This window comes from Mycobacterium sp. TH-M116 (assembly GCF_057473685.1).
In genome coordinates, this window is sequence record NZ_JBYCLC010000175.1 from 1 (window position 1) to 7226 (window position 7226).

The 7226-nt window shown below is 67.1% G+C and carries 8 protein-coding genes and 1 tRNA gene; 1 reads left to right on the top strand and 8 read right to left on the bottom strand.

The window, feature by feature from the left end; translation table 11 throughout:
• Window positions 1-178: 178 nt before the first annotated feature.
• The 8 genes from AC2VOK_RS08925 to AC2VOK_RS08960 all read right to left on the bottom strand — a co-directional run bounded on the left by AC2VOK_RS08925 (window position 179) and on the right by AC2VOK_RS08960 (window position 4360).
• Window positions 179-925: a hypothetical protein gene (locus tag AC2VOK_RS08925; RefSeq protein ID WP_428900153.1), complete on the bottom strand. Its 747-nt coding sequence runs from the start codon at window positions 923-925 to the stop codon at window positions 179-181.
• Between the two features lie 144 nt (window positions 926-1069).
• Window positions 1070-1387 carry an SET domain-containing protein gene (locus AC2VOK_RS08930; protein WP_428900154.1) on the bottom strand — a complete coding sequence of 106 codons (318 nt, stop codon included), beginning with the start codon at window positions 1385-1387 and terminating at the stop codon, window positions 1070-1072.
• A 23-nt stretch (window positions 1388-1410) separates the two neighbouring features.
• Window positions 1411-1860, bottom strand: coding sequence for a hypothetical protein (locus AC2VOK_RS08935; RefSeq protein WP_428900155.1), 450 nt, complete (start codon window positions 1858-1860; stop codon window positions 1411-1413).
• A gap of 32 nt (window positions 1861-1892) precedes the next feature.
• Window positions 1893-2222, bottom strand: a complete 330-nt coding sequence (locus AC2VOK_RS08940; protein WP_428900156.1) for a hypothetical protein — start codon at window positions 2220-2222, stop codon at window positions 1893-1895.
• A 398-nt stretch (window positions 2223-2620) separates the two neighbouring features.
• Window positions 2621-2695 (bottom strand) — tRNA-Val (locus tag AC2VOK_RS08945).
• 73 nt (window positions 2696-2768) lie between these two features.
• Window positions 2769-3230 (bottom strand): peroxiredoxin, encoded by a 462-nt coding sequence (locus tag AC2VOK_RS08950; protein ID WP_428900157.1) that lies wholly within the window; start codon window positions 3228-3230, stop codon window positions 2769-2771.
• Window positions 3230-3640 carry a DUF3052 domain-containing protein gene (locus tag AC2VOK_RS08955; RefSeq protein WP_421531180.1) on the bottom strand — a complete coding sequence of 137 codons (411 nt, stop codon included), beginning with the start codon at window positions 3638-3640 and terminating at the stop codon, window positions 3230-3232. The genes AC2VOK_RS08950 and AC2VOK_RS08955 overlap by 1 nt, the downstream gene beginning before the upstream one ends.
• Window positions 3641-3757: 117 nt before the next feature.
• Entirely contained in the window at window positions 3758-4360 is a 603-nt protein-coding gene (locus tag AC2VOK_RS08960) for a hypothetical protein (RefSeq protein ID WP_428900158.1), read from the bottom strand.
• Window positions 4361-4524: 164 nt separating this feature from the next.
• On the opposite strand from AC2VOK_RS08960, the gene aceE reads away from it, so the two are divergent.
• Window positions 4525-7226, top strand: a 2702-nt coding sequence (gene aceE, locus AC2VOK_RS08965) for a pyruvate dehydrogenase (acetyl-transferring), homodimeric type (RefSeq protein ID WP_428900159.1), incomplete at its 3' end; no start/stop codon positions are given.

A 7226-nucleotide genomic window follows, 5' to 3' on the forward strand; every position in this document is an offset into this window, starting at 1 on the left:
AAAACTGCCCACCGTCGCCTGGATCAACCAACCAACCCCCGAAGCACTCATCAAATCCGCGTAAGAAACTGTCTCACCAGCCTTGACATGTTCCGCGGCGAAATGTCTGGATGTACGACCCACGGCAGAAACCATGACCTCGCCGGGGGCGCAACCAAGCGAATCGGGCACTCCGGCGTCAGCTACCGCGGGGACGCTGATCAACTGCCAATGTCCGCTTTCTTCGGCGAGTAGCACCCCTATCAAGTCCTCTGGGTGCCCACCTCGTACCTATTACGAATACGGAGGCGCCGGGCTCGGTGCGGGTCAGCAGTGTGCTCCGGAACTCAGCGACTACCCGGCGGCGGTAGGTCGGCGAGTCGGCCTCGGTCATGTTCTTCACTACGTCGTCAACTATGAGCAGCCCGTCGGTGCCGTGGCCTGTGAGGCCGGACAGCAGGCCAGATGCCAGTAGCCCGCCACGGTGCGCGTCGAGGGTCCACTGCCCTGCGCTGGCTTTGTCGGGAGACAGGCGCAGGCCGAACAGGCCACCGTATTCGGCGATGAGCTGGCGCGCCTCGCGGCTGTGTTTCTCGGCTAGCTCGTCGGCGTAGCTTGCCAAGATGATTCGCGCATCGGGGTTGCGGCGCAGTGCGGCGAGGGTGCCCAGCACGGCGGCGGTCGTTGACTTCCCCTCGCGCGGCGGCATCACGATGATGACCCGCTGGTCGGGCTCGCGGATCGCGCGGTCGATCGCTTGCCCGACCAATGCCACCGCGGGCGTGATCCTGTAGCCACGCATGATTCGCTGGCCGAGTTCGTGAGGCGTTGTCGGCACGCGGAGCGCGCGCAGTTGCGCGAGGTGCTCGGCCTCGGCCAAAGCGTGCGCGGCCTGTTCTACGCTCTCGAACGGGAAATCGCCTGAGCTGGTGTTCTGTGCGGTCATCAATCGTCCGCTCGATCCTGTATCAAGTGGTCGGGGTATTGGCCGGCATGGTTTGTCCCAGGGCAGAGCGAACTTCACCGGGTTCCGGCGAGGCCGGGCGTGCGCAGTGGCCCGAAGGTGTCCCAACAGCCGGTCGTGGGGCGTCTATTGTGAGGGCCACAGCACCTCGCCGTGCATATATCCGGCGCGTCGCGACGCGGCATCACGCTGCCGTTGGGTATCGCCCGGTGGGACCAGACGGCGGCAGTGGTTGAGGTCAGCCGTGCCGCAGCCTCGCGCGGCCAGCACCTCGTCGAAGCTCATCCGCACGCGGAAGGTTGACCCGTAGCGGTGCTCAACACGCGGCGGCTCCGGCTCGTCGGGTGATTCATCGTTAATCACCTGGCCCAGGGTGCGAAGCTCGGATTCGGGTGCGGCGATCGGCTCGGGCCCACTGAGCTTGTCGTGGATGCGGGCGAGCAACGAGCGTCGACGTGGCTCTCCAGTCATAGGTCACCGTCACCGTCACCGTCTGGTTGTCGGTATCGGTCGATGACTGCCAGCGCCGCCGCCTCGGCCTCGGCCAGTACCTCGCACGGAACGTCCGCCAGTTCGTCGTCGCCCCCGAGGTCATCATCGTTGTTGCTCGGGCTGTGCGCGTTACCTAGCCGGTAATCTGCCGCCGCGCCGGGATTTTCGCGGTTACGGGCGACCGAGAGCCGCTGGGCCAGCTCGGCGGCCGGGAGACCGCCGTGGCCGAGCACCTGACGCGCCAGCTCGACGTGGACTGACCAGAGCGGATCTGTCGGCCCGTCACACTGACCAAACACTTCGCGGCAGCGGGTAGCCGCCCGGTCGGCCATCGTGGAGGCCGCCAGGCGGCCCTCGGACACCTCGGTCATCAGCACCGCGACTGCCTCGGCGGCGGCCACATCGGGCGCGCCGAATTCGCTCACCAGACCACCTCGGCGTCGATGACCTCGGAATCTTACACCAGGGCAGCGGGCCGACCGCCACCGCTCACTGCCGCAGCGGCAGCCGAAACCTGGCGCAGCCATTCGGCGGTCGCCGCCGAGGGCGCAGCGCCTACCGACACGTTCAGGTTCTGGGGAGCGTAGTACCCCGATACCTTGGCTAGTTGGTCGTCCACGCGGTCGATTGCGGCCGACAGTTGCGTCACCGCCTGCGGATCGTTGGCCGTCTCGGCGGCTGAAAGTTGTCGGCATAGCCGGGCGCGTAAGCGGCGCTTGCCGTCAACCCACTTGCGCCGGGCGATGTGCGACGGGTCGGCGGTTGTCTCGGCCAGGTGCCGGTTCACGGCGGTCTGCGCACCTGAGCGGCTACGGAACCCGATATGCCAACACCTCGACAACGCGGTCAAATCGTGGTTGACCCAGACGATCCCAGTCGATGCTCATACTTACTCGGCTCTAAACCTGCGACGGGCGGAATAGATGCTCGTCTCTGCCGAGCGCAGCGGCCTAGCCGCATCCCAGTCGCCGACGATATCTGCGAGGTGCGGGTGGGACATGAGACGCATAACAACGTCGCTCATCGGCGGCTTTCCACGGCGGGATGCTTTCAGCGACCTCGGCCATATTGGCCTACCGGACACCTGGGCGGCTCTAATGGGACACTCTTGGGACACTGGCTCACCCGATTCAGCAATTGTCTTTCCACGTCCGCACGAAAGAGCGGTTATAACGTTACTTTTGATGGTGGGCGCGGACGGTATCGAACCGCCGACCGCTGGTGTGTAAAACCAGAGCTCTACCACTGAGCTACGCGCCCCATGCCCGCCGGGGCAGGGTACACGCCCCGAGGGCAAGTGCCCAAAATCGGCGAGGGTGCACTCGCCCGATCCTCAATCCGCCAAAGCCGCCAGTGCTTCTGCCCAGAGTCGCTGGTCGCGCGCCTCGCCGGGCTCCTTCATCTCTGCGAACCGGATGATACCCGACCGATCGACGACGAACGTGCCCCGATTGGAGTAGCCGGTGTCGTCGTTGAACACGCCGTAGGCCTGGCTGACCTCGCCGTGCGGCCAGAAATCCGAGAGCACCGGGAACAGGAATCCACTCTGGATCGCCCAGATCTTGTGGGTGGGCGGCGGGCCCACCGAAATGGCGAGCACCGCGCGGTCGTCGTTCTCGAAATCGGGCAGGTGGTCGCGCAGCTGGTCCAGTTCGCCCTGACAGATCCCGGTGAACGCCAGCGGGAAGAACACCAGCAGCACGTTCTTGCCGCCGCGGTAGCCGCTGAGGCTCACGCGCTGCTGATTCTGGTCACGCAACGTGAACTCGGGGGCGGCGGCTCCGAGCGGCAGCATCACCGCTTCCCGGCCCGGGACTTGGGCTGAACCAGCTGGCTGGCGGCCCAGTCCCCGAGGTTGACCGACGAGGTCGGCATCAGGCCCGCGGTCGGAGCGGCCTCGGCGATGTCGGCGGGCAGCACGTGCCCCGGTCTGCCCGTCTTGGGCGTCAGCACCCAGATCACGCCGTCCTCGGCCAGCGGGCTGATCGCATCCATCAGGGTGTCCACCAGATCCCCGTCGCCGTCGCGCCACCACAGCAGCACGACATCGACGACCTCGTCGGTGTCCTCGTCGAGCAATTCACTGCCGCACGCCTCCTCGACGGAGGCGCGGATGTCGTCGTCGGTGTCTTCGTCCCAGCCCCACTCCTGGACGACGTGGTCTCTTTGGATGCCCAGTTTGCGAGCGTGATCCGCCGCGACCACCGTGGAGCCTCCTTGTAATCGTTCGCGCCGTGCGATGGAGATTATCGTCGCACAGCCAGGATCGGGGCTCTACGGCCACTCAGGTGATGTCCTGGGAACCGCCTGGACAGGGTCTTGTCAGAACGACGCCAGGCACAGTTTCAGTGCTTTGGTCTTCGCGTCGTTGAGCCGGTCGACCCGCCTGTTGAACTCGCCGGTCGGCGCGTGGGTCCCGATGGCGTTCGCGACCGCGTGCGCCGCGTCGGCGTAGGCGTTGAACGCGTCTTTGAGCTGCGGCGAGAGCGCATCGTTGAGGCTGTTGAGGACCTTCGAGGCGCTGTCGTTGAGCGCCTCGACGGCCGGCCCCTCGGCCGGGCCGGTACTGCGGCCCCCGTTGAACGCGGCCACGAACTCGTTCACCTTGTCGATCGCGTCTTTGCTGGCGGTGGCGAGCGAATCGCACGAGCTGCGGATCGCTCTGGTCGTCAGCGACTGCTGCCGCTGGGACTCCCGGCTGCTCGACGTCGCCTCGGAGGCCGACACCGATGCCGACACCGACTGCCGGTAGGCGGGGGCCAGTCTGGTGTCGGGCGTCGCCGTGCCGTTGGTGACGGTGGTGCACCCCGCCAGCAGGCCGAGCACGCCCATGAGGGCAGCCGCCGTGCAGCCCAGCGCCAGGGCGCCCCGTCTGCGCAGGTCGCCCCCGCGCGCGCGAGGGACCCCGCGCCATCCGATGAGCACGGCTGCTGACGTTACCGGGTGACGACGTTCACCAGGCTCCCGACGCACCGGATCGCGGCGGACGGGCCGCGGGTTCCCGCACCGACCGTCGGTGCGGCACGATAGAGGGGTCGGGTGCGATGCACCGCGAAGGCAGTTGTCCCGCAAACCACAGGAGCAGTGCGTTGACCACCGAGTTCGCGCGTCATGATCTGGCGAAAAACCCAAGCAGCGCAAGCGAACGCGACCGGGTTCGGGTGATCCGCGAAGGTGTGGCGTCGTATTTGCCCGACATCGACCCCGAGGAGACGTCGGAGTGGCTGGAGTCCTTTGACCAGTTGCTGGAACGCTCGGGCCCGGCGCGGGTGCGCTACCTCATGTTGCGGCTGCTGGAACGGGCGGGCGAGCAGCGGGTGGCCATCCCGGCGCTGACGTCCACCGACTACGTCAACACCATCCCGACCGAGCTGGAACCGTGGTTTCCCGGCGACGAGGACGTCGAGCGCCGCTACCGGGCCTGGATCAGGTGGAACGCGGCCATCATGGTGCATCGCGCCCAGCGGCCCGGAATCGGAGTGGGCGGCCATATTTCGACCTACGCGTCGTCGGCGGCGCTCTACGAGGTCGGGTTCAACCACTTCTTCCGCGGCAAGTCGCATCCCGGCGGCGGCGACCAGGTGTTCATCCAGGGCCACGCCTCCCCCGGCATCTACGCACGGGCATTCCTGGAGGGCCGCCTGAGCGCCGAGCAACTCGACGGCTTCCGCCAGGAGCACAGCCACCCGGGCGGCGGGCTGCCCTCCTACCCGCATCCGCGGCTGATGCCCTACTTCTGGGAGTTCCCGACGGTGTCGATGGGCCTGGGCCCGCTCAACGCCATCTATCAGGCCCGCTTCAACCACTACCTGCACGATCGCGGCATCAAGGACACCTCCGACCAGCACGTGTGGTGCTTTTTGGGCGACGGCGAGATGGACGAACCGGAAAGCCGGGGATTGCTGCACATCGGTGCTATCGAGGGATTAGACAACCTGACCTTCGTGATCAACTGCAACCTGCAGCGCCTCGACGGCCCGGTGCGCGGCAACGGCAAGATCATCCAGGAGCTGGAGTCGTTCTTCCGCGGGGCCGGCTGGAACGTCATCAAGGTGGTGTGGGGCCGCGAGTGGGACGCGCTGCTGCACGCCGACCGCGACGGCGCGCTGGTGAACCTGATGAACACCACACCCGACGGCGACTACCAGACCTACAAGGCCAACGACGGCGGTTACGTGCGCGAGCACTTCTTCGGCCGCGACCCGCGCACCAAGGAATTGGTGGCGAACATGACCGACCAGCAGATCTGGAACCTCAAGCGCGGCGGCCACGACTACCGCAAGGTCTACGCCGCCTACCGCGCCGCCGTCGAGCACAAGGGCCAGCCGACGGTCATCCTGGCCAAGACCATCAAGGGCTACTCGCTGGGCGCGCACTTCCAGGGCCGCAACGCCACCCACCAGATGAAAAAGCTGGCGCTGGAGGACCTCAAGTGGTTCCGCGACTCCATGCGGATCCCGATCAGCGACGCCCAGTTGGACGAGGACCCCTACCTGCCGCCCTACTACCACCCCGGTCCCGATGCTCCGGAGATCCGCTACCTGCTCGACCGGCGCCGCACGCTGGGCGGTTTCCTGCCCGAACGCCGCACGAAGACCAAGGCGCTGCGACTGCCCGGCCGCGACACCTACGCCGTACTGAAGAAGGGTTCCGGGAACCAGGAGGTCGCCACCACGATGGCATTGGTGCGCACCTTCAAGGAGGTGATGCGCGACAAAGAGGTCGGGCCGCGCGTCGTCCCGATCATTCCCGACGAGGCGCGCACCTTCGGCATGGACTCGTGGTTCCCGTCGCTGAAGATCTACAACCGCCTGGGCCAGCTGTACACCGCGGTGGACGCCGACCTGATGCTGGCCTACAAGGAGAGCGAAGTCGGGCAAATCCTGCACGAGGGCATCAGCGAGGCGGGTTCGGTGGGGTCGTTCATCGCGGCCGGCACGTCGTATGCGACGCACAACGAGCCGATGATCCCGCTGTACATCTTCTATTCGATGTTCGGGTTCCAGCGCACCGGCGACGGGTTGTGGGCCGCGGCCGACCAGATGACCCGCGGCTTTCTGCTCGGGGCCACCGCGGGCCGCACCACGCTGACCGGGGAGGGCCTGCAGCACGCCGACGGTCACTCGTTGCTGCTGGCCGCCACCAATCCCGCGGTGGTGTCCTACGACCCGGCGTTCGCCTACGAGATCGCCTACATCGTCGAAAGCGGGCTGGCCCGCATGTTCGGGCCGGACCCGGAGAACGTGTACTTCTACATCACCCTCTACAACGAGCCCTATGTCCAGCCGCCCGAGCCGGACAACTTCGATCCCGAGGGCGTGTTGCGGGGCATCTACCGCTACCACACCGCCACCGAACAGCGCGCCAGCAAGGCCCAGATCCTGGCCTCCGGTGTCGCCATGCCCGGGGCGCTGAAGGCGGCGGAGATCCTGGCCGCGAGGTGGGATGTCGCCGCCGACGTGTGGTCGGTGACCAGTTGGGGCGAGCTGAACCGCGACGGCGTGGCCGTCGAGAAGGCCAGGCTGCTGCACCCCGACCGGCCCGCGGGGACGCCCTACGTCACCAGGGCGCTCGACGGCGCCGCCGGGCCGGTGGTCGCCGTGTCGGACTGGATGCGGGGAGTCCCCGAGCAGATCCGGCCGTGGGTGCCGGGCACCTACGTGACGCTGGGCACCGACGGGTTCGGCTTCTCCGACACCCGCCCCGCGGCGCGCCGCGTCTTCAACACCGACGCCGAATCGCAGGTGGTCGCCGTGCTCGAGGCGCTGGCGCGCGACGGCGAGATCGACCC

Coding starts and splice junctions, on each gene's coding strand:
- AC2VOK_RS08950 (WP_428900157.1), bottom strand. CDS start 3,230: ATGCTGCCGCTCGGAGCCGCCGCCCCCGAGTTCACGTTGCGTGACCAG.
- AC2VOK_RS08925 (WP_428900153.1), bottom strand. CDS start 925: ATGACCGCACAGAACACCAGCTCAGGCGATTTCCCGTTCGAGAGCGTA.